Source organism: Ruegeria sp. ANG-R (assembly GCF_000813985.1).
Taxonomy (GTDB): domain Bacteria; phylum Pseudomonadota; class Alphaproteobacteria; order Rhodobacterales; family Rhodobacteraceae; genus Ruegeria.
Genome location: NZ_JWLJ01000001.1, coordinates 1,393,630 through 1,412,593, shown reverse-complemented (window position 1 = coordinate 1,412,593; position 18,964 = coordinate 1,393,630). Strand labels below are relative to the sequence as shown.

Below are 18,964 nucleotides of genomic sequence, written 5' to 3'. Positions count from 1 at the left end.
GGGGAGCAGGTGATGAATTTCCACGAGGTGAGATTTCCCGCCAGCCTGAGTTTCGGCTCGGTCGGGGGACCGGAACGGCGCACGGATATCGTGACGCTGGCCAACGGGTTCGAAGAACGCAACACGCCCTGGGCGCATTCGCGCAGGCGTTATGATGCCGGGCTGGGGATGCGGTCGCTAGACGATGTCGAGACGTTGATCTCGTTCTTTGAGGCGCGGCAGGGGCAGATGTTTGGCTTTCGCTGGAAGGACTGGTCGGATTTCAAGTCTGGCGCAGCAACGGCTGAGGTCGACAAGGGTGATCAGGTCATTGCGCGGGGCGATGGAGAAACGACCGATTTTCAGCTGATCAAGACCTACAGCTCGGGCGGGTTCAGCTATGTGCGACCGATCCTGAAGCCGGTGCTGGGGACCGTGACGCTGGGGCTGGATCAGGATGCGCAGCGCGAAGGCGTCGATTTTGAGGTCGATCTGGCGACCGGGCGGGTGATGTTCACCACACCTCCGCCCGAACAGGTCGAGATCACCGCCGGGTTCGAGTTTGACGTCCCAGTTCGGTTCGATACCGACAAGATCCAGACCAGTGTCGCCAGCTTTCAGGCAGGCGATGTGCCGAACGTGCCGGTGGTCGAGGTGCGGGTCTGATGAGCGGCGACAAACAGGCGCTGCAGGCGCATCTAAAGAGCGGTCTGACCACGACCTGCCGCTGCTGGGCGATCACGCGCAGCGATGGGCAGACCTTTGGCTTTACCGATCACGACATGGAACTGAACTTTGACGGGCTGGCCTTCAAGGCCAGCACCGGCCTGACCGCGGCAGCCATCGAACAGGCGACAGGCTTGTCGATCGACAATACCGAGGCGATGGGCGCTCTGTCGGATGCCGCGGTCCGGGAAGAGGATATCGAAGCGGGGCGTTTTGACGGGGCCGAGGTGCGGGCCTGGCTGGTCAATTGGGCCGACCCCGAGCAGCGGATGCTGCAGTTTCGTGGCTCGATCGGTGAGTTGCGCCGCGCAGGCGGGGCGTTCCATGCGGAATTGCGCGGGCTGACCGATCTGCTGAACCGGCCATTGGGGCGGATTTACCAGAAGCCCTGTACGGCTGTTCTGGGCGATAAGATGTGCCGCTTTGCGCTGGAGACGCCGGGCTATCGCGCCGAGGCTGAAATTGTTGCGCTGGACGGTACGGCTCTGCGTTTGCGAGGAAATGAGAATTCTGACGCGGGTTGGTTTGAACGCGGCAGGCTTGATGTGCTGGACGGCGCTGCGCAAGGCCTTTGGGCTTCGATCAAGCTGGATGAACCGGTCCGAGATGGGCGCGACGTTACGCTGTGGTCGTCGATTGGCGGCGGGCTGGCGGTGGGGGACCGGGTCCAGCTGACCGCCGGGTGCGACAAGCGCATGACCACTTGTCGGTTGAAGTTCAACAACATGCTGAACTTTCAGGGTTTCCCTGACCTGCCACACGAAGACTGGGTCATGGCCGTGCCCAAGCGCAGCAGCCAACACAAAGGGGGGAGCAGGCGGTGATGCAGACACAGCAAGATATCGTCAACGAAGCGCGGGCATGGCTGGGCACGCCCTACGTGCATCAGGCCTCGGTGCGCGGTGCGGGTGCCGATTGCCTGGGCCTGCTGCGCGGGGTCTGGCGCGGGGTAATGGGGCATGAGCCCGAGGCTGTGCCGGTCTACAGCATGGACTGGTCCGAGCCGCAGGGCGAGGAGCGCATGTGGGCCGCCGCCCGCCGCCATCTGATCGAGAAATCGCCCGAGGACATGGCCCAGGGGGACGTATTGCTGTTTCGGATGCGGGATGCGGCGGTCGCCAAGCATCTCGGCATCGTCAGTGCGCCGGACCCGTTGCGGTTCATCCATGCCTATACCGGGCATGGCGTTGTCGAAAACACGCTGAGCGAACCGTGGCGTCGCCGCGTTGTCGCCTGTTTCGCATTCCCGCTGGAGGACCTCTGATGGCTACCATAGTTCTGTCTGCCGCGGGCGCGGCGATTGGGGGCTCGATCGGGGGCACGGTTGCGGGTCTCTCGACGGCGGTGATCGGCCGCGCGGTGGGCGCGACGCTGGGGCGGGTGATCGACAACCGGCTGATGGCCAGCCAGTCCGTAATGGGTGGCGGCAGCGAGGTGGTCGAGACCGGGCGCCTGGATCGTTTCCGTTTGACCGAAACCGGAGAGGGTGCGACCGTTGCGACGGTCTACGGCCGGATGCGGGTTGGAGGGCAGGTCATCTGGGCCTCGGACTTTCTGGAAACCCGATCTACATCCACCACGACGCAAACTTCTGGTGGTGGAGGCGGGGGTAAAGGCAAACCCAAGCCCGTCGAGGTGACGACAACCACGACGACACATAGCTACAGCTATTCGGTGTCGCTGGCGATTGCCGTAGGCGCAGGCGAGGTTGCGGATGTCACGCGCGTCTGGGCCGATGGCGAAGAGGTTGAGCGCAGAAGTCTGAACATGCGGATCTATCGTGGCGATCACGAGCAACTGCCCGATCCCCTCATCGAGGCGGTCGAAGGGGCAGGTACGGTGCCCGCCTATCGCGGCACGGCTTATGTGGTGATCGAAGACTTGGCGCTGGCCCCCTTTGGCAATCGCGTGCCGCAATTCTCGTTCGAGGTGGTGCGGCAGGAGCAAAACGGAATGCCGGATGCCGAGGATGCTCTGTCGCGCATCATCAAGGGCGTGGCGCTGATGCCGGGGACGGGTGAATACGCGCTGGCGGCGTCTCAGGTTAATTACACTAAGGGCCGGGGACGTAGTTGGGCGGCGAATGTCAATTCGCCATCGGGTAAATCCGATCTTGTGACCTCGACCCACGCGCTGAGCCGCGAATTGCCGGGCTGCGAGGCGGCCTCGTTGATTGTGTCGTGGTTCGGTGATGATCTGCGCTGCGGAGAATGCCAGATCCGGCCCAAGGTCGAGCGCAAGAATATCGAAGGCGCAAACATGCCCTGGAGCGTTTCGGGCCTGTCCCGCGCGGCGGCAGGCCAGGTGCAATGGGAGGACGGGCGCCCGGTCTATGGCGGCACACCGGCGGATAGGGCAGTCGTGCAGGCGATCCAACATCTGAAAGCCCAAGGCAAACGGGTCATGTTTTACCCGTTCATTCTGATGGAGCAGCTAGAGGGCAATGGCCTGCCCGATCCGTGGTCAGATGCGTCGGATCAGCCGCATTTGCCGTGGCGGGGCCGGATTACGCTGGATGTGGCTCCGGGACGGCCGGGATCGCCGGATCAGAGCGCCGATGCGGATGCGCAGGTCGCGGCGTTCTTCGGAACCGCGCGTGCGTCGCATTTTTCGACCAGCGGCAGCAAGGTGATCTATCGCGGCCCCAATGAATGGGGATTGCGACGGTTCATTCTGCATTACGCCGCATTGTGCAAGGCGGCGGGAGGCGTGGAGTCGTTCTGTATCGGATCAGAATTGCGGGGGCTGACGCAAATTCGCGGGGCATCGGGTTTTGCGGCGGTTGCAGAACTGCGGGCATTGGCGAGGGACGTGCGCGCAATCCTGGGTTCTGAAACCAAGATTGGGTACGCTGCCGACTGGACCGAGTATTTTGGATATCAGCCTCAGGACGGCAGCGGAGACCGGTATTTCCATCTCGATCCGCTCTGGGCGGATGAAGATATCGATTTTGTCGGCATCGACAATTACATGCCATTGTCCGATTGGCGGGACGGGGCCTCGCATCTGGACGCTGAGGCCTCAAACGGGTCGATCTACGATCTGGACTATCTGCGCGGAAATATCGAAGGCGGCGAGGGGTATGACTGGTACTACGCCTCGCCCGAGGAAGCCGAGGCGCAGATAAGGGCGCCAATCACGGATGACGCGCATGGTGAGCCCTGGGTCTGGCGGTACAAGGATGTGCGCAACTGGTGGGCGAACCGCCATCACGAACGGATCGGCGGCGTGCGACAGGAAAGCCCCACGGATTGGGTTCCGGGTTCCAAGCCGATCTGGTTCACCGAATTGGGCTGCGCGGCCATCGACAAGGGTACGAACCAGCCGAACAAGTTTCTGGACCCGAAATCGTCGGAATCGGATTTGCCAAGTTATTCCAACGGGGTACGAGACGACTTTATTATGGTTCAATACCTCAGGGCGGTTTTGGGATATTGGAGCGACCCGCAGATCAACCCGGTATCGGACATCTACGACGGTCCGATGGTGGATCTCACAAACGCTTTTGTCTGGGCATGGGATGCACGGCCCTTTCCGACCTTCCCCAACCTGCGGTCGCAATGGAGCGATGGTGACAATTATGCGCGAGGGCACTGGTTGAACGGACGATCCGGCTCGCGGACATTGGCCTCGGTTGTGACCGAGATCTGCCACGGAGCTGGGGTCACGGATATCGATGTCTCGGCGCTCTATGGTGTCGTGCGTGGTTATGCGGTCGAGGACGTGATGAACGCCCGGCAGGCTTTGCAGCCGCTGATGCTGCGCTACGGGTTCGATGCGATTGAGCGCGACGGGGTGTTGGAGTTCAGAACCCGAGATGGACGTCGTGCTCATGATCTGGACCCCGAACGGATCGCGATCAACTCGGATATCGACGGACCGGTCGAGCATCGTCGCGAGGCCGAGGCCGAGATGACCGGGCGCGTGCGCCTGCGGTTTGTCCAATCCGATGCGGATCACGATGTGGTCGCCGAGGAGGCCGTCTTGCCGGATGACAGAACCCATGCGGTTGCGGTCAATGAAATGCCGCTGTCGATGACCCGTGCCGAGGGGCGGCAAACGGTCGAACGTTGGCTGAGCGAATCCCGCATCTCGCGCGAGACGGCCCGGTTCGCACTGCCGCCGTCGCTGCTGGATATCGGAGCCGGGGATGTGGTGCGCCTGCCCGGAACCGGGGACAGCGCGCTGTATCGGATCGACCGGCTGGAACAGGCCGAGATGCAACTGGCCGATGCGGTGAGGATCGAACCGGGTGTTTATACGCCGTCTGACGTGCTGGATGATGTCGCGGCGGCCAAGCCGTTTATTGCTCCGGTACCTGTCCTGCCGGTGTTCATGGACCTGCCGCTGATCACGGGGTCCGAGGCGCCCCATGCGCCCTATCTGGCGATTTCGGCCGAGCCCTGGCCCGGTAGCGTAGCGGTTTATTCGGCCGCGCAGGATGAGGATTACACGCTTCATCAGGTGATTGCGGGGCAGGCGGTGATCGGTTTCACGGAAACCCCGCTGCGACGTGCGAGTGCGGGTCTTTGGGACGAGGGGGCCGCGTTGCGGGTCAATCTGGTCGACGGATTGTTGGAATCGCGCCCGCGCTCGGCCCTGCTGAGCGGTGCCAATCTGGCGGCGATTGGCGATGGGACACCCGGCAATTGGGAACTGTTTCAGTTCTCCGAGGCCGCCCTGCAGGAGACCGGCGTTTATAACTTGTCAGGTCGGTTGCGTGGACAACTGGGTACGGATGCACTGATGCCCGACGTCTGGCCGGACGGGTCGACCTTTGTTCTGCTGGACGAACGCGTTTATCAGACCGGGCTGTTGCGCACTGAACGGCGTGTGGCGAAACACTATCGTATCGGCCCTGCAACGCGTGGCTACGAGGACCCGGCCTATGTGCATTTGGTCGAGGCGTTCGATGGCAACGGCCTGAGACCCTATGCGCCGGTGCATTTGCGCGTATCCGCGTCGGGTGCCGGAGATGACATCACATGGATACGTCGAACCCGGATCGATGGAGACGACTGGAATGGGCTTGAGGTACCGCTGGGAGAAGAAAGCGAATCTTATCTGATCCGCATATTCGCCCAAGGTGCTTTGCTGCGCGAGACTGTCTCTGACGCGCCGATCTGGCAGTACTCCGCTGCGATGAAATCCGAGGATGGGCTGACTGGGGCCTATGACATCGCGGTCGCGCAGGTTTCGGCCACCTATGGGCCCGGTGCGTTTGCCCATCTCACGGTTGGGTAACTGTGAGACCGATCCTGCACGGAGATATCAGCGCGGCGGCGCGGGCTTTGCTGGCCGCGTCGCCACCCCAGCGCGATCGTCTGAGCGCGCGTATGATTGCTGAGGCCGAACTGGCCGACCGGCATGTCGCCATGACGGGCCGGTTGCATCCGTTCTATGGGAACGGCTCATTAATGGCAGCCGCGCGCAGCCGTGTTCTGGCAGATGAGCCTGGATTTGATGACCTGCAATATTGTCAGTGTTTCGAGATGGTTCTGCAGAGCCTGATCCGGTTTCACATTAACCGGCCGCGCAGCTGACACATTTGGATGCTGCAAGGTCAAGTTCCAGGCGACCGCGCGCAATTTCGTCACCGCAATCTTCGCAATACCCGAATTCGTCCTCGTCCATGCGGACCAAAGCAGCCTGAAGGCGGTGCACCTCGGCGTCTCGCCGAACCTGCTGAGCTTTCGCCATGGCCTGATTTTGCAAGGCGTCCATCCGGCTGAGCCGACCAACCGCCTGCTGGTCCAGTTCCACCACCGATTGCGCATCCTGACCGGCAGCTGACTGTGCGGCCAGATCGCTGAGACGCTGGTGAATGAGACGCCGGAAATGGTCGAGGTCGGCTGTGTTCATTTTTTGTTGTAGTGCACATCAAGGGTTTGCGTTTGGCGTTTTTGCCACTAGATGGCTATTCTAAGCGCAGCAAAGGATGAAAAGCCATGTTTGAAACGCGCAGCCAAGTGACGCCCGTGGACCCTGTCTGGGACCGTATCACCTCCGAGGCTCATGCAGCCGTCGAAAAAGAGCCGCTGATGGGCGGGTTGGTACATGCCTGTATCCTGCACCATCGCAGCCTTGAGAGGGCATTGTCCTATCGTATCTCGGCTAAGCTGTGTTCGAACGAAATGTCGATGATGGTGCTGCGCGAGATCGTGGATGAGGCCTATGCCGACGACAAGTCGCTGCTCGAAGCCGCGCGTGCCGATCTGATGGCTGTCTATGAGCGTGATCCGGCCTGCCACCGCCTGCTGCAGCCGATCCTGTATTTCAAGGGCTATCAGGCGATGCAGGCTTATCGGGTGGCGCATTGGCTATGGAACACGGGGCGGAATGATCTGGCCTATTTCTTCCAGATGCGCTCGTCCGAGATTTTCGGGATCGATATCCATCCTGCGGCCCGGATCGGCAAGGGCATCATGATTGACCATGCGCATTCCATCGTGATCGGTGAGACTGCGGTTGTGGGCGACAATGTCTCGATGCTGCACTCGGTGACTTTGGGCGGGACCGGCAAGGAAGAAGAACAGCGCCACCCGACGATTGGCGATGGCGTTCTGATCGGTGCCGGTGCCAAGGTGTTGGGCAATATCGAGGTCGGCCACTGCAGCCGTATCGCCGCCGGATCAGTGGTGCTGCAGGAGGTGCCGCCTTGCACGACGGTTGCTGGTATTCCCGCCAAGATCGTGGGCGAGGCCGGGTGCGATCAGCCGTCAATCTCGATGGATCATATGCTGGGGAAAGACCAGTAAATCAGAGTTAGTAGACGAAAAAGGCCGCCTCGGGGTTCGAGGCGGCCTTTTTTTGTGCGTATTCCAGCTGGCTTAGGCCAACATCACCATAGGGTTTTCCAGATTATCGACGATGGCTTGCAGCAGCTGAGCGCCAAGCGCACCGTCGATGACACGGTGATCGACCGACATGGTCACGGACATGACGGTGGCGACAGTCAGTTCGCCATCATCGCCCACGACGGGTTTCTTGAGGCCAGTACCAACCGCCAGAATTCCGGCGTGCGGCGGGTTCACGATGGCGTCGAAGTTGTCGATGCCGAACATGCCCAGATTCGAGACCGCGAAGGTGCCGCCTTGGTACTCATGCGGGGCCAGCTTGCGCTCGCGGGCGCGGCCTGCAAGGTCCTTCATCTCGGACGACAGCGCCGACAGCGATTTGGTGTCGGCGTCCTGCAGAACCGGGGTGAACAATCCGCCCTCGATGGCGACGGCAACGGCCACATCCGAAGGTTTCAGCTGCAGCACCCGATCACCCGCCCAGACGGCGTTGCATTCAGGAACCTGTTGCAGCGCATTGGCGACGGCCTTGATGATGAAGTCGTTGACGCTGAGCTTCACGCCCCGGCCTTCGAGCTGTTTATTCAACTGGCTGCGGAACTTGAGCAGTGCGTCCAGCTTGATGTCACGGCGCAAATAGAAGTGCGGGATGGTTTGTTTGGCCTCCGACAGGCGCGCAGCGATGGTTTTGCGCATACCGTCGAGTTTGATCTCTTCGTACTCGCGGGTTTCGTACATCTTGGCCACGGCGTCTGCCGATGGACCAGCGGGAGCAGCGGCTGCAGGGGCGGTTGCAGCGGCAGGCGCCGGTGCCGTGGTGGGTGCGGCTGTGGCGCTTTCCACATCAGCTTTGACGATACGGCCATGCGGACCTGAGCCCGCGATCTGTGCCAGATCGAGGCCTTTCTGCGCAGCGATCCGGCGCGCCAGAGGTGAGGCGAAGATACGACCGCCATCCGCTTTGGCCGGTGCTGCTGGGGCAGGGGCGGGCGCCTCGGGTGCCGCTGGGGCGGCGGCCTCGTTACCCGCGGCGGCTGGTGCCGCATCAGGAGCCTTGGCGGACGTGGCCGCGATGTCATCGGCGCTTTCGCCGTCTTCCAGCAGAACCGCGATCGCGGTGTTGACCTTGACCCCCTCGGTACCTTCGGGGATCAGGATTTTGCCGATGGTGCCTTCGTCGACGGCTTCAAACTCCATCGTGGCCTTGTCGGTTTCGATCTCGGCCAGCAGGTCGCCGGAGGAGACGGTGTCGCCTTCCTTGACGAGCCATTTTGCAAGGGTGCCTTCCTCCATCGTCGGGGATAGGGCGGGCATCAGGATTTCGGTGGGCATCTCAGCGCTCCTCAATCAAAGTAATTTGGTCAAAAGGCGCCCTGGGACGCCCCGTGCCACGTGCGAGCGTCGCAATCGCAGCCTCGATTTTATCTTTGTTCTCGGCCATCCAGACATAAGCGGTCTGGTGAGAGGGCCGCGCGCCAATCAACCGCATATCCGCCGCCAGCCGTTCGGGCACAAGCGCCTTCACGATCTGGTCGTCGAGGCTGAGCTCGACGCGGTAGCATTCGGTTGCTGGATCGCGGCCCCTGATCTCCATTACCGGTAGGTCACCTGTTTCACAGCCGCGATCACCTCGTCGGTCGTCACCAACGCCAGCTTCTCGAGGTTTGCGGCGTAAGGCATCGGGACATCCTTGCCGGTCAGGTTGATGACGGGGGCATCGAGGTAATCGAACGCCTCCTGCATCACGACCGAGCTGATGTAGCTGCCGACGGAGCCCTGAGGCCAGCCTTCTTCGACGGTCACAAGACGGTTGGTTTTCATCACTGAGTTGATGATCGCGCCCGTGTCCATCGGGCGGATGGTGCGCAGGTCGATGACCTCGGCATTGATGCCGTCTTCGGCCAGCTTGTCGGCGGCTTCCAGGGCGAGTTGCATACCAATGCCGAAGCTGACGATGGTTACGTCCGATCCTTCACGCCAGATACGCGCTTTGCCCAGCGGAATGGTCAGATCATCCACCTGCGGCACGTCGAATGAGCGTCCGTACAGGATTTCGTTTTCCAGAAAGACCACCGGGTTGGGATCGCGGATCGCGGACTTCAACAGGCCTTTTGCGTCGGCTGCGGAATAGGGCATCACCACTTTCAGACCGGGCACCTGCATGTACCACGCCGCGTAGTCCTGAGAGTGCTGGGCCGCAACACGCGCAGCCGCGCCATTGGGGCCACGGAACACGATGGGACATCCCATCTGACCGCCGGACATATAAAGCGTCTTGGCGGCAGAGTTGATGATCTGGTCAATCGCCTGCATCGCGAAGTTGAAGGTCATGAACTCGACAATCGGTTTCAGCCCGCCAAAGGCCGACCCGACGGCGATACCGGTAAAGCCGTGCTCGGTGATCGGGGTGTCGATCACGCGCTTGGAGCCGAATTCGTCCAGCAGGCCCTGAGAGATTTTGTATGCGCCCTGATACTCAGCGACTTCTTCGCCCATCAGATAGACATCTTCGTCACCGCGCATTTCTTCGGCCATCGCATCGCGCAGGGCTTCGCGGACGGTTTGCTGCGCCATCTCGGCGTCGGCAGGCCAATCGGGCGACAGGTCCACAACCGGAGCAGCCGGGGCTGTTGCGGCAGGAGCGGGGGCCTCAACCGCCGCAGGGGCGGCCTCGGCCACCGCTGCGGCTGCGGGTGCAGCCGCGGGCAGGGCCGAGGCGTCTTCGCCTTCTTCGACCAGAATGGCGATGGGCGTATTGACCTTGACCCCTTCGGTGCCCTCGGAGATCAGAATCTTGCCGACGATGCCCTCATCAACGGCTTCGAACTCCATCGTGGCCTTGTCGGTTTCGATCTCGGCCATGATGTCGCCGGAGGAGACTGTGTCGCCTTCCTTGACCAGCCATTTGGCCAGCGTACCCTCTTCCATCGTCGGCGAAAGGGCGGGCATGAGAATTTCGGTTGCCATGTCTTATTCGTCCTCTCAGGCGTAGATATCTGTCCAGAGCTCGTCCAGAGACGGCTCGGGGCTTTCTTTTGAGAATTCGGCAGCCTGATTCACGACCGCCTTGATCTCTTTGTCGATCGCTTTCAGGTCATCCTCGGTTGCGTGCTTGCCGGACAGCAGAAGATCGCGCACGTGATCGATGGGATCGCTGTGTTCGCGGACCTTCTGAACTTCTTCCCGGGTGCGGTATTTGGCCGGATCGGACATCGAGTGGCCGCGATAGCGGTATGTCTTGACCTCGAGGATATAGGGGCCTTTGCCCGCGCGGCAGTGGGCAACCGCCTTTTGACCGGCTTCCTTGACCGCCATGACATCCATGCCGTTGACGATTTCGCCGGGAATGCCGAACGCCTCGCCACGGTGATAGATATCCTTGGTCGAGGTTGAACGCGCCTGCGCCGTTCCCATGGCGTACTGGTTGTTCTCGATCACGAACACCACCGGCAGGTCCCAAAGGGCAGCCATGTTGAATGTCTCGTAGACCTGACCCTGGTTGGCGGCACCGTCCCCGAAATAGGTGAAGGTCACGCGGCCATTCTCTTTGTACTTGTCAGCGAAAGCCAGACCAGCCCCCAGCGGAACCTGCGCCCCAACGATGCCGTGGCCGCCATAGAAATGCTTCTCTTTCGAGAACATGTGCATTGAGCCGCCCTTGCCCTTGGACAGTCCGCCCTCGCGCCCGGTCAGTTCGGCCATCACGCCGCCCGGGTCCATGCCGCAGGCCAGCATATGACCATGATCGCGATACGAGGTAATACGCTTGTCGCCTTCTTCAGCGGCCGCTTCCAGCCCGACGACAACCGCCTCTTGTCCGATATAAAGGTGGCAGAACCCGCCGATCAGACCCATCCCATAGAGCTGACCGGCCTTTTCCTCGAATCGGCGGATCAGTAGCATCTCACGGTAGTAGGTCTTGAGTTCCTCCGCAGAAACATTTGGTTTCTTTGTGGTTTTTCGCGCAGCCATGGTGGCGATCTCCCCCTCTCGGACAGATAGTTTAGCGTTAAACTATCTCATAGAGCATTTCGCGCCATCTGGCGAGTGTTAATGTGACGCGGGGGCAGCGCCGGTTCGATGCGGCGGGTGAAGTCTTGAAGATTGTTTTGTGCAGGAGATTTTTCTGCGAAAAATCTTCTTCCGATTTGCATCAACGAATGACGATTTCATCGGCGCGGATCATGCCGAGGACCGAGCGCGCCTGCTGGTCCAGCAGATCGAGGTCCAGATAGGTGTCCGACAGACGGCGGGTCAGGTTCTCCATCTGTGCGATTTCATCGTTGAGCTGCATGAGGTCCCGGGACAGTGCGTCGCGTTCAGCGGCGATTTCCACCCTGCGGAACAGGCCATAATCACCCTGTACGGCGGCAAAGGTGAAATACACGCCCAGCATGAAGGCGATCGAGAAGAATATGAACGCACCCAAACCGGGCCGATAGGAACGGGTCACCGTATTAACCACCGTACAACAAACTGCCTCAGAAACGTGCCCTTGGCGGGCATCTGACCGCACTATGTCACAGGTGATTCGGCTTGTGAATCCCCCTGAGAACAAAAAGCTGGAGCCCGCTTATCCGGGGAGCTTATTGATCCAAAGCGGCGACACCCGGCAATGTCTTGCCTTCCATCCATTCGAGGAACGCGCCGCCGGCCGTCGAGATATACGAAAAGTCATCCGCCGCGCCGGACGCATTAAGTGCCGCGACCGTATCGCCGCCGCCAGCGACGGATGTCAGCTTGCCGTCGCGGGTCAGCGCCGCGGCCTTGAGTGCGGCGGCATTTGTAGCGGCGTCAAACGGGGTCAGTTCGAAAGCGCCCAGAGGGCCGTTCCAGATCAGGGTCTGGCTCTTTTCAAGCACCTCGGAGACTGCAGCCACACTCTCTGGTCCAGCGTCCAGAATCATGGCGTCGGATGGGCAGTGGTCAGCGGGAAGAACCTTATGGGGGGCGTTGGCCTCAAAAGCCTCGGCCACCACGATGTCACGCGGCAGGACTATGGTGCAGCCTGAGGTTTCGGCTTTACTCAGGATCTCTGCGGCTGTGTCGGTCATGGCATGTTCGGCCAGAGACTTACCCACGTCCAGCCCCTTTGCTACAAGGAAGGTGTTTGCCATGCCGCCGCCGATCACCAGGTAATCGACTTTCTCGATCAGGTTGCCCAGCAGATCCAGCTTGGTTGACACCTTGGCACCACCGACCACCGCAGTGACGGGCCGTTCGGGCGCGCCCAACGCGGCTTCGAGCGCGCTCAGTTCCTGCTGCATCAAACGCCCGGCGCAGGCGGGCAGCAGCCGGGCCAGAGCTTCGGTCGAGCTGTGGGCGCGGTGCGCGGCCGAGAACGCGTCGTTGCAATAGATATCGCCCAGCTTCGCCATGCCTTCCGCAAGAGGCACACTGTTCTTGGTTTCTTCCGCATGGAAACGGGTGTTTTCCAACAGCAGGACCTCACCATTGGCCAGGTTGGCTGCGGCGGTTTCCGCCTCATAGCCGACGCAATCAGCAGCAAAACGCACCGGAACGCCGAATGCAGTTTCGAGTGCGGGTAAAAGCTGTTTCAAGGACATCTCGGGCACATGCTGACCGCCCGGACGACCGAAATGGGCCAGCAGGATCGGTTTACCGCCCGCGTCGAGGATGTCGCGCACCGTTGGCACGATCCGCTGGATGCGGGTATCGTCGGTAACGACGCCATCCGCAACGGGGACGTTGATATCCACGCGCACCAGAACGCGTTTGCCGTTCAGATCCATATCGTCCAGAGATTTCCAGCCCATCGCGCTTATCCTCGCCCATTGCATCCTGTTTCAGGCGGTTCTTTTCCTGCATTTTGCCCTCAGGTCAATGCGTCACTTGGCATTCGCGCGTTCGCGTCTTAGGTATTTGCGCAAGTTTCAAAGACAGGAGGGCCAGATGGCCGAGATCAAAGATCCCGAAAACACGATCATCATCGAGCTGAAGGGCGGCAATGTCGTGATTGAGCTGCTGCCCGACGTGGCTCCGCAGCATTCGGCTCGCATGAAGGAACTGGCGCGTGGTGGCGAGTACGACAACGTCGCCTTTCACCGTGTGATCGACGGGTTCATGGCGCAAACCGGCGACGTGCAGCATGGCGACATGGAAGACGGGTTCAACATTCGTATGGCGGGCACCGGCGGTTCGTCGTTGCCGAACGTTCCGGCCGAGTTCTCGAAACTGCCCCATGATCGCGGCACGCTGGGTGCAGCGCGCTCGGCTAATCCGGATTCGGCAAACTCGCAGTTCTTCATCAACTTCAAGGACAACCATTTCCTGAACGGTCAGTACACCGTTTACGGTCGCGTCATCGACGGGATGGAGCATGTGGATGCCATCGTTCGTGGTGAGCCGCCGCAAAGCCCCGACCGCATGATCAGCGTCAAGGTGGCCGCCGATGCATAAACTGGCCGCCGTATTTGCCCTGTTGGCCGGCCCGGCGCTGGCAACGGGCCTTGAGATCGAGATTGAAGGAGAGGGTGCAAACGGCACCGTTACCGTCGATTTGTTCGAAGACCTCGCGCCCAAGCATGTCGAGCAGATCACAGCTCTGGCTGCCGCCGGTCAGTATGATGGTGTAGTGTTCCACCGTGTCATCGATGGCTTCATGGCGCAGACCGGCGATGTCGAACATGGCCGACTGGGTTCGGACATGCGTCGCGCGGGGACGGGTGGATCAGACCGCCCCGATCTGCCTGCCGAGTTCTCGGACTACAACTTTGACCGCGGTGTCGTAGGCATGGCGCGGGCACAGGACCCTAACAGCGCCAATTCGCAGTTCTTCATCATGTTTGAGCCCGGACCTTTCCTGAACGGCCAGTATACCGTTGTTGGCCAGGTCACTGACGGGATGGACGTGGTTGACGCGATCAAGCGCGGCGATGGCCCCAACGGCGCGGTTATCGGTCAGCCGGATGCTATGAAAAAAGTGACGGTCACAGAATAAGCAACAAGCCCGGCGCCAAATGTGGTGCCGGGTCATTCGCTTACTGGTCAATGAAATCGCGGATCGCCTGAGTGTATGCATCGGGCTGCTGGAATGACGCAAAGTGGCTCACGTCTTCCAGTATCAGAAGGTCGGCACCGGGAATCGCCTCGGCAATCGCCTTTGAGTGATCGGTCAAGATCGCTTCGTCATGGGCGCTTTGCACGACCAGAGTGGGAACGGTGACCGAGGCCAGCCCCTCAAGACCACCAGGCTTTTCCGTGGCCCACATGGCCGCAACACCGCCCAGAAACGCCTCGAACCCATCGGGGGTGGGGGACATCGCGGCGTAATCGCCGGCCATCATCCCGACATAGGCGCCAAAGACTTCGTTGTGTTCGACCGACGGATCGATGCCGTCCAGCGTGACGTTACCCGCGTGCGCGAAATGGCTGGCCAGCCGCTCCGGGGCGCCGGTCGAGATCGTGTAGCCTATATTTGCCCCGTCCGACCATCCCACCAGATGCACCTTGTCGATGCCCAGATGGTCCAGCAGGGCCAGATAATCCCGCGCCAGAAGGTCATAGCTGTAAGTGCTGCCGTCATTGGTGGAGCGACCATGCCCGCGTGTATCCGCAACGATCACCTTGTGGTCGCGCGACAGATCGGCCACCTGAGCCGCCCAGATATCGCCATGGGCCAGACCGCCGTGGATCAAAAGCACGGGTATTCCGTCCGACGTGCCATAGGTGGCATAGTACATGTCGATGCCATTGACGTTGGCAGTGCCACTTGTTTCAGCCTCGGGCATCGCAGGTGGTTCGGGGATCGATTTCCACGCTTCTTGCGCCAGCACCGTTGTCGCTGCCAAGGCCATCATTGCAGCCGTGATAAATCGGAACATTTTCATCTCCCTGTTTGTGCGCGGATCAGGCGCTGGTTTTCGGGGATGATAGCTCAGGAATTCGGTTTGCGGGGGAAATGATCCCCCGCGTGGCGATCAGTCCTCCGACGCCATCACTCTCCAAATCAGCGCACCAACAGTACCGCCGATCAGGGGGGCGACCCAGAACATCCAAAGCTGCGCCAGTGCGGGACCGTCCGCGAACAGCGCTACCCCGGTGGACCGGGCCGGATTGACCGAAGTGTTCGTGACCGGGATCGAGATCAGGTGGATCAGCGTCAACCCAAGACCGATGGCAATCGGCGCGAACCCTGCCGGGACACCGCTGGAGGTTGCACCCAGAATGATCACGATGAAGAACGCTGTCAGGACGATTTCGATCACAAGCGCCGACATAAGGGAATACCCCCCGGGCGAGGCGTCTCCATACCCGTTCGAGGCAAAACTGCCGACGCCTTCGAATCCCGGTGCGCCGCTGACGACTATGTAAAGCACCAGCGCCGCCGCAATCGAACCGATCACCTGAGCGACCCAGTAGGGCAGTAAATCCTTGGCGGGAAAGCGTCCGCCGATCATCAGACCAAGGCTGACCGCGGGGTTGAAATGCGCGCCTGAAATGTGTCCGACCGCGAAGGCCATGGTCAGCACGGTCAAGCCAAAGGCAAACGCAACGCCCAGCCAGCCGATACCAACATCGGCCACACCTGCTGCCAGCACCGCGCTGCCGCAGCCGCCGAGCACAAGCCAGAAGGTGCCAAAGAATTCAGCCATGAGTTTTGATGACATGAAAAGTCCTCCGAAAAACAATGGCTTTCAGTCTAATTCAAAAAGCGGATTTTGTGAAACGGACTACTACGGGGAATTTTATGTGCCCCGCAGCAGAGCGTGGAAACTAGCCGGTGCGGCCATAAAATGTCAGGCGCGCGGTCTCGGACAGGGAAATGCCGGGTTCGGTGTTGTAGGCGAGTACGGCAAGGATACGTGTCTGTTCGCCTTCGTTCGGCGCGACACGATGGATCGAGTTCCGGCCACGGAAAAACACCAGCGTGCCAGCGTCGGCATCAAGCTGACTGACCGGGGTGCGGCCATCAAGGATATCACCGACCGCGTCAAAGCTCATCTCTCCGGCATCTGCATCGCGCACATCGCGGACGTATTCAAAAGATCCGCCCTGTTCGGGTGCCTGTACCATCAGCGTAATCGCGAAGGACGAATTGTCGAAATGCCAACCCAGTTCCTGTCCCTTCTCGGCGAAATGCAGGTTTATCGATGATAAAGGGTCAGCGTATTCATAAAGCGCGTCCTCTTCCAGAACGTCGCACAGGAAGGCCCGGAATATGTCGGAATCATACAGCGCCCGCAGGGCAGAAGCTTCGGCGATCTGATCGTCGGTCAGGCAGCCTTTCGACGATGTCACCAATCTGTTGCGAGGATGATCCAGTTCGAAGGCTGTATCTTGCGGGCTGAGATAGACCGTATGTTTCTCGGTCTTTGCATACACCTGATCCTGGTTGGCAAGACCGTCGCTCCGAATGTCCGATATCGCGTTTTCCTTTACGAAGCCTGGCATCTCAAGCACACCGTCGCGCTGATAGGTCTGTTTGAGCCTTGCACGAAATTCCGGATCTTCGATCGGGTAGGTGGTCAGGTCAACGATATCCGCCAGTTCCATGGAGTCCCCTTGCATGTGAGCGTATTGTTCTCAGCTGGTGTAGGGCTTTATGGACAACCGAGAAACAAAAAAACGCCGCGATGGGGATCGCGGCGTTTCATCGGGACAGAATGATCTGTCGTTATTGCTTTACTTCCGCCGCCGGGTTGGCACCGGATTTGCCGCCGCGACCGGGGTTCAGCGGGTCGTCCTGACGCTGGACAGAGCCTTCGAAATGCGCGCCGCTTTCGATGGCGATGGTCTTGTGGATGATGTCGCCTTCGACGCGGGCGGTCGAGGTCAGGCGGACCTTCAGCCCGCGCACGCGGCCCACGATGCGGCCATTGACCACGACGTCATCAGCCGTGACTTCACCCTTGATGGTGGCAGTCTCTCCGATGGTCAGCAGGTGGGCACGGATGTCGCCTTCGACGGTGCCTTCGACCTGAATGTCACCCGAGGTCTTGAGATTGCCGGTGATGTGCAGGTCCGACGACAGCACGGATGCGGGCGGCTTGGGCTTGGGCGGGGTGCTTGCCTTGGTTTCAGCCGGTGCAGGGGCCGCCGGGGTGGCAGGCGCTGCCGGTTTCGCTGCCTCAGTTTCTTTCGATCCGGGTTCGTTGATTTTGCTCTTAGAAAACATTTCTCGCAGCCTTGATGTAAGTCATTGGGTTTACAGGTTTTCCGTTCACGCGCACCTCATAGTGCAGGTGCGTGCCGGTCGACCGTCCGGTGCTACCCATATCAGCAATATGATCCCCACGCGAGACCCTTTGGCCAACCTTTACGCGTATCTTGGTGTTATGAGCGTAAAGTGTCTCAATCCCGAAGGCGTGCCGGATCTTGACCAGCCGTCCGAAGCCCGATTGCCAGCCGGCATGAGTGACGACACCGTCCGCCGTGGCAAAGATATCCGTCCCCTGCGCGCCGGCGAAATCCGCGCCGTTATGCATACGGCGGCCACCGGTCTTGGGATCGCGGCGGGTGCCGAAACCGCTGGTGAAGCGAACCGCTGCACGCACCGGGCTGGCGAAGGGGGCCTTTTCGGCAGCGATGCGATAGAGGTTCAACTGGTCCATCTGTTCCAGCAGGATATTTGCGCGGATCTGGTCGGGGGTCAGTTCCTCACCGCGCGTGCTGAAGGATAAAGGGGTCAGCGGACCGCCCATACCGCTATATCCGCGCCGGACCTCGTCGAGGATACGATCTGTTGGCATACCCGCTTTGCGGAACATCTTGTCCAGCGGTTCGACCGAGATCACCATCGCCTCTTCCAATTGGCGGAAAATCTCGTCACTGCGTTCCTGCATCAGGCGAATTTCAAGTTCCAGTTCGTCGCGCTGGTCCAGCGCGCCCTGAGCGTCAGCGGCGATCTGATCGCGCTGGGCTGCTGTCCGGGCCAGTGCGTCGGTCATGAAAGCCATCTGCGCGGGATTGGCCGATGCCATCATGTAAGCCGCGTCACCATCGGTGCTTTGCTGCAGTTCGGCCAGTTCGGTCCGGGCATCTTCGCGCTGTTTCATCGTGGCGCGCAGCGTGGTCTGGATGACTTCGATACCTGTTTCCAGCTCGTGGCGGCGATTTTCCGATTCCAGCAACTCGGATTGCATGACCGAGATCTGCTCCAGCGCCGCGTTGAAACGATCATGGGCGGCCAGAGCTTCGGCCGCACGCGCGTCACGTTCTTCCGACAGGATGTTCAGACGCTCCTGATAGGTGGCCTGATCACGTTTGGCCTGTTCCCGGAAGTTGCCAGATCCGATGCTGTCCATAAGCAGGATCGACGTGGCAATGGCGGTCCAGGCGACCATGACGGCGACGCCGGCGACGGCGGCGATCTGGGTTTCCGAACTCAGTCGGATGAACCGGGTGTCATTGTCAGATTTCAGAAAGACACGGCGCTCTGGAAAGTGCCGCTCAAGCAGTGAGTGTAGTTTGATTGCCAGACGTGTCCGCACGCGTCCTAC

The 18,964-nt window shown here is 60.6% G+C and carries 20 protein-coding genes; 8 read left to right on the top strand and 12 right to left on the bottom strand.

The features are described 5' to 3' along the window. Positions 1-12 precede the first annotated feature (12 nt). The 5 genes from RA27_RS07015 to RA27_RS06995 are packed head-to-tail and all read left to right on the top strand — an operon-like array spanning position 13 to position 6,248. Entirely contained in the window at positions 13-645 is a 633-nt protein-coding gene (locus tag RA27_RS07015; RefSeq protein ID WP_039536193.1) for a DUF2460 domain-containing protein, read from the top strand. After that, positions 645-1,529 carry a DUF2163 domain-containing protein gene (locus tag RA27_RS07010; RefSeq protein ID WP_039536190.1) on the top strand — a complete coding sequence of 295 codons (885 nt, stop codon included), beginning with the start codon at positions 645-647 and terminating at the stop codon, positions 1,527-1,529. Before RA27_RS07015 ends, RA27_RS07010 begins: the two co-directional genes overlap by 1 nt. Next, entirely contained in the window at positions 1,529-1,969 is a 441-nt protein-coding gene (locus RA27_RS07005; protein ID WP_039536188.1) for an NlpC/P60 family protein, read from the top strand. Before RA27_RS07010 ends, RA27_RS07005 begins: the two co-directional genes overlap by 1 nt. After that, on the top strand, positions 1,969-5,949 hold the full coding sequence (locus tag RA27_RS07000) for a glycoside hydrolase/phage tail family protein (protein ID WP_039536186.1): 3,981 nt from the start codon (positions 1,969-1,971) through the stop codon (positions 5,947-5,949). The genes RA27_RS07005 and RA27_RS07000 overlap by 1 nt, the downstream gene beginning before the upstream one ends. Before the next feature lie 2 nt (positions 5,950-5,951). Then, positions 5,952-6,248, top strand: a complete 297-nt coding sequence (locus RA27_RS06995; protein WP_039536184.1) for a hypothetical protein — start codon at positions 5,952-5,954, stop codon at positions 6,246-6,248. Here RA27_RS06995 and RA27_RS06990 read toward each other — a convergent pair. Continuing rightward, positions 6,229-6,567, bottom strand: coding sequence for a TraR/DksA C4-type zinc finger protein (locus tag RA27_RS06990; RefSeq protein WP_039536181.1), 339 nt, complete (start codon positions 6,565-6,567; stop codon positions 6,229-6,231). The two genes, RA27_RS06995 and RA27_RS06990, sit on opposite strands and share 20 nt — an antisense overlap. An 86-nt stretch (positions 6,568-6,653) precedes the next feature. Between RA27_RS06990 and cysE the strand changes: the two genes are divergently transcribed. Continuing rightward, complete coding sequence (gene cysE, locus RA27_RS06985; RefSeq protein WP_039536179.1) at positions 6,654-7,463, top strand: serine O-acetyltransferase; 810 nt, start codon at positions 6,654-6,656, stop codon at positions 7,461-7,463. A 72-nt stretch (positions 7,464-7,535) separates the two neighbouring features. On the opposite strand, the gene RA27_RS06980 is transcribed toward cysE, so the two are convergent. The 6 genes from RA27_RS06980 to RA27_RS06955 form a co-directional block, all read right to left on the bottom strand. After that, the gene (locus RA27_RS06980) at positions 7,536-8,834 is read right to left on the bottom strand and encodes a pyruvate dehydrogenase complex dihydrolipoamide acetyltransferase (protein ID WP_039536176.1); all 1,299 of its coding nucleotides are present in this window, start codon (positions 8,832-8,834) and stop codon (positions 7,536-7,538) included. A 1-nt stretch (position 8,835) separates the two neighbouring features. Further along, on the bottom strand, positions 8,836-9,096 hold the full coding sequence (locus RA27_RS06975; protein WP_039536173.1) for a hypothetical protein: 261 nt from the start codon (positions 9,094-9,096) through the stop codon (positions 8,836-8,838). Continuing rightward, the gene (locus RA27_RS06970; RefSeq protein WP_039536171.1) at positions 9,096-10,469 is read right to left on the bottom strand and encodes a pyruvate dehydrogenase complex E1 component subunit beta; all 1,374 of its coding nucleotides are present in this window, start codon (positions 10,467-10,469) and stop codon (positions 9,096-9,098) included. Before RA27_RS06970 ends, RA27_RS06975 begins: the two co-directional genes overlap by 1 nt. Positions 10,470-10,484: 15 nt before the next feature. Next, on the bottom strand, positions 10,485-11,474 hold the full coding sequence (gene pdhA, locus RA27_RS06965) for a pyruvate dehydrogenase (acetyl-transferring) E1 component subunit alpha (protein ID WP_039536167.1): 990 nt from the start codon (positions 11,472-11,474) through the stop codon (positions 10,485-10,487). Positions 11,475-11,655: 181 nt separating this feature from the next. After that, positions 11,656-11,955 carry a septum formation initiator family protein gene (locus RA27_RS06960; RefSeq protein WP_039536165.1) on the bottom strand — a complete coding sequence of 100 codons (300 nt, stop codon included), beginning with the start codon at positions 11,953-11,955 and terminating at the stop codon, positions 11,656-11,658. Positions 11,956-12,088: 133 nt separating this feature from the next. Continuing rightward, complete coding sequence (locus tag RA27_RS06955) at positions 12,089-13,279, bottom strand: phosphoglycerate kinase (RefSeq protein ID WP_039536161.1); 1,191 nt, start codon at positions 13,277-13,279, stop codon at positions 12,089-12,091. A 136-nt stretch (positions 13,280-13,415) separates the two neighbouring features. Between RA27_RS06955 and RA27_RS06950 the strand changes: the two genes are divergently transcribed. Next, a complete protein-coding gene (locus RA27_RS06950; RefSeq protein WP_039536158.1) occupies positions 13,416-13,922 on the top strand; it encodes a peptidylprolyl isomerase in 507 nt (168 codons plus the stop codon). Then, the gene (locus RA27_RS06945; RefSeq protein WP_039536156.1) at positions 13,915-14,463 is read left to right on the top strand and encodes a peptidylprolyl isomerase; all 549 of its coding nucleotides are present in this window, start codon (positions 13,915-13,917) and stop codon (positions 14,461-14,463) included. The genes RA27_RS06950 and RA27_RS06945 overlap by 8 nt, the downstream gene beginning before the upstream one ends. Before the next feature lie 40 nt (positions 14,464-14,503). Here RA27_RS06945 and RA27_RS06940 read toward each other — a convergent pair whose 3' ends face one another. From RA27_RS06940 to RA27_RS06920, 5 genes are all read right to left on the bottom strand, one after another. Further along, positions 14,504-15,346, bottom strand: a complete 843-nt coding sequence (locus RA27_RS06940) for an alpha/beta fold hydrolase (RefSeq protein ID WP_206539984.1) — start codon at positions 15,344-15,346, stop codon at positions 14,504-14,506. A 96-nt stretch (positions 15,347-15,442) separates the two neighbouring features. Continuing rightward, positions 15,443-16,132, bottom strand: coding sequence for an aquaporin Z (aqpZ, locus tag RA27_RS06935; protein ID WP_039536150.1), 690 nt, complete (start codon positions 16,130-16,132; stop codon positions 15,443-15,445). A gap of 106 nt (positions 16,133-16,238) precedes the next feature. Further along, entirely contained in the window at positions 16,239-17,018 is a 780-nt protein-coding gene (locus RA27_RS06930; RefSeq protein WP_039536147.1) for a 2OG-Fe(II) oxygenase, read from the bottom strand. Positions 17,019-17,139: 121 nt separating this feature from the next. Beyond that, positions 17,140-17,640, bottom strand: a complete 501-nt coding sequence (locus RA27_RS06925) for a polymer-forming cytoskeletal protein (protein WP_010442130.1) — start codon at positions 17,638-17,640, stop codon at positions 17,140-17,142. Beyond that, the gene (locus tag RA27_RS06920) at positions 17,630-18,955 is read right to left on the bottom strand and encodes a M23 family metallopeptidase (RefSeq protein ID WP_039537105.1); all 1,326 of its coding nucleotides are present in this window, start codon (positions 18,953-18,955) and stop codon (positions 17,630-17,632) included. Before RA27_RS06920 ends, RA27_RS06925 begins: the two co-directional genes overlap by 11 nt. Positions 18,956-18,964: the final 9 nt, after the last annotated feature.